Below are 2,663 nucleotides of genomic sequence, written 5' to 3'. Positions count from 1 at the left end.
GCTTATTAGCATAACATTTCTTTCTTAATGGGTGGCCAAAATCACTGTACCACTACAGTCGCCAAATATAGCCACCGCACTTATCTTTGAAGATTTAGAAGCAATTCAAGAACTAATAAAGCCTATTCTTACTCGTACAGATGTAATCTCTGCTATTGTTACTAATCGAACTGGAGATATTGTAGCAAAAACTAATTCGCACATGTTATCCGATAATGTTGAGCATGCTGTTGAAGTAAAAAAACAACTGACTATAGATGGTAACAACGTTGGCGAATTAGTAATCTATGCTAACAATAGCTATATCAATAATCGAATAGATTTTTATGTAAAGTTTATAATTAGTCTCACGCTACTATCCTTTGCTGTCAGCCTAATTATTTCATTGTTCCTGAGGCGTCGTTTTTTAAGCCCCATTTTATATTTAGCTCAAACAGCTAACGATATCACTAAATCAAATGACTATAGTTTACGTGCCGAGCAACTCTCTAATGATGAGGTTGGCGAATTAACCGTATGTTTTAACGATATGCTCTATACAATAGAGCAACGTGAACACGCTTTAGAAAATCAAGTTAAAACACGTACCCAAGAGCTTGAAAATGCTAACAGCGAACTTCACCGCTACGCATATCAAGATGGCCTTACGGACCTGCCTAATCGCCGCTATTTCTATGAAAAGATACAATCGTTAATCAATACGCATGATACAAATTTCGCATTAATTTTTATCGACCTTGATGGGTTCAAAGAAGTAAATGATAATTTAGGCCATGATTACGGTGACTTACTGTTGCATCAAGTTGCAAATAGACTAAAAGCATGCATTACTGAACAAGATATTATTGCGCGACTGGGGGGGGACGAGTTTACTTTAATACTTCAAAACGTCACCGACCTAGAAAGAGCCGCAAAAGTTGCAAATAGCGTACAACATGCCCTATTAACTTCAATTCAAGTAAAAAAAGAGACAGTGTATGTTACCGCAAGTATAGGTATTACTCTTTACCCAGAACATGGTAAAACAGTTGAAGAGCTCGTTAAGCGTGCCGACCAAGCAATGTATTTGTCTAAAAAGAAAGGTAGAAATAGGTACGAATTTTTCTCTTATTCAATTGAAGAAAAAGCCACTGAGAAAAGAAAACTCATAGAAGAAATAAAACTTGGTTTAAAAGAAAATCAGTTTGAATTGTACTATCAGCCTATTTTTTCTGTAGACGGTAAGAGCATTACTAAAGCCGAAGCATTGATCCGCTGGAATCATCCACAAAAAGGATTAATAGGGCCCAATGAATTTATCCCTATGGCAGAAAAAAATGGCTTAATAAGCGACATAGGCCGCTGGGTGAAATCGCAAGCAATACAAGACTGCACTTTATTCAATAAAATATCTAAACGCCTTATACAAGTTAGTGTTAATACCTCACCACTGGAGATTGATCGATCTGGTGAGTGGGTTGAGCAATGGATACAGGCAAGCAAACAATTCAATTTACCCGAACACTCTGTCTTAATAGAAGTAACAGAGAACACCCTAATGGGAACTGATTCAGAAATAAAGCGACAGCTAAGGCGACTAAGTGAATTTCAAATAGATGTTGCTATTGATGATTTTGGCGTGGGTTACTCATCATTGGCATATTTGCAACGATTAGATATCGACATCCTTAAAATAGATCGTTCATTTATAAAGGATATAGAAAAAAATGATAATAGCATTGCACTAGTAAGGGCTATTATCACAATGGCCCATAACTTAAATGTAGAAGTAGTTGCTGAGGGAGTAGAAAAACAAGAGCAGTACATGTTACTAAAACAGATGCAATGTGATTATATTCAAGGCTATTACTTTTCTAAACCAGTTTCAAAAAAGGTGTTTGTCAGCGAGTTCATTGAAGAATAACGCGCAATTAAAACCAGCGAGGCACTACCTGTGAATATTGTTTATATTCAACTGTAAAGCTCTCGGTTAAATGCTTTTCTTCTACCAGAGTTTGCCTGTATATAGCTGCGACCCCAATGACTAAGCATATTAAACTAAATAAGCTTGGCAACGCTAAGAAAAATCCAATTTGAGCGGCTATCACGCCCAAATACATTGGGTTTCTAGAAAACTGATATAACCCTTTTGTTTTTAATTCCCGTGGACCGTTTGGATCAACTCCTGAACGCCATAATGAAGCCATATTAAAATGAACAAGCATCGATAAAGCAAAACCTGCTGTCAAAAGTACATTGCCAAACATAACACCGGGCCAATCATTCAAACCAGCAAATAGCCCTAAGTAATTATCAAGTGAAGGAACAAACACTCGCAATACACATACAAACCATATCAAGGCTCTAAAGAACTTAAACACAGTATGGTTCCACCAACTTGCACAATACTTAACTCCAGGAAAAACAATGTTTTCTTTCTCAGTACGTGACATATAAATAATTCTATAGGTATAAAAGCCTGCTACAAATGTATAAAACAAAGCAAGGTAGATACGAGTAAACTCTATTAAAGAAGGTGAGTCATCAATAAATAAGGGGAAAGACATAGAGGACCCTAAATGAGTAAAAGCGTTAACAAAAGGAGAGCATAAAGCCCATAAGGATTTTTAACAAGTAAAGTTAAACAAAACCAATAATAACTTTATGAATCGCCCCGTGTTTGC

General features: G+C 36.3%; 2 protein-coding genes. One reads left to right on the top strand and one right to left on the bottom strand.

The window, feature by feature from the left end:
• The first annotated feature begins 31 nt into the window (after positions 1 to 31).
• Entirely contained in the window at positions 32 to 1,903 is a 1,872-nt protein-coding gene (locus CWB65_RS19480) for a putative bifunctional diguanylate cyclase/phosphodiesterase (RefSeq protein WP_239104514.1), read from the top strand.
• A gap of 7 nt (positions 1,904 to 1,910) precedes the next feature.
• Here the strand turns inward: CWB65_RS19480 and CWB65_RS19475 are convergent, their stop codons facing one another.
• A complete protein-coding gene (locus CWB65_RS19475; protein ID WP_008131379.1) occupies positions 1,911 to 2,546 on the bottom strand; it encodes a methyltransferase family protein in 636 nt (211 codons plus the stop codon).
• Between the last annotated feature and the right edge of the window lie 117 nt (positions 2,547 to 2,663).

This window comes from Pseudoalteromonas sp. S554, assembly GCF_005930865.1.
GTDB classification, from domain to species: Bacteria; Pseudomonadota; Gammaproteobacteria; order Enterobacterales; family Alteromonadaceae; genus Pseudoalteromonas; species Pseudoalteromonas marina.
Note: the sequence above shows the minus strand (reverse complement) of the source record. Positions and strands in the feature narration are given on the sequence as shown.

What these genes read in the sequence shown, in the direction of transcription:
- CWB65_RS19475 (WP_008131379.1), bottom strand. Translation starts at nt 2,546, where the DNA reads ATGTCTTTCCCCTTATTTATTGATGACTCACCTTCTTTAATAGAGTTT.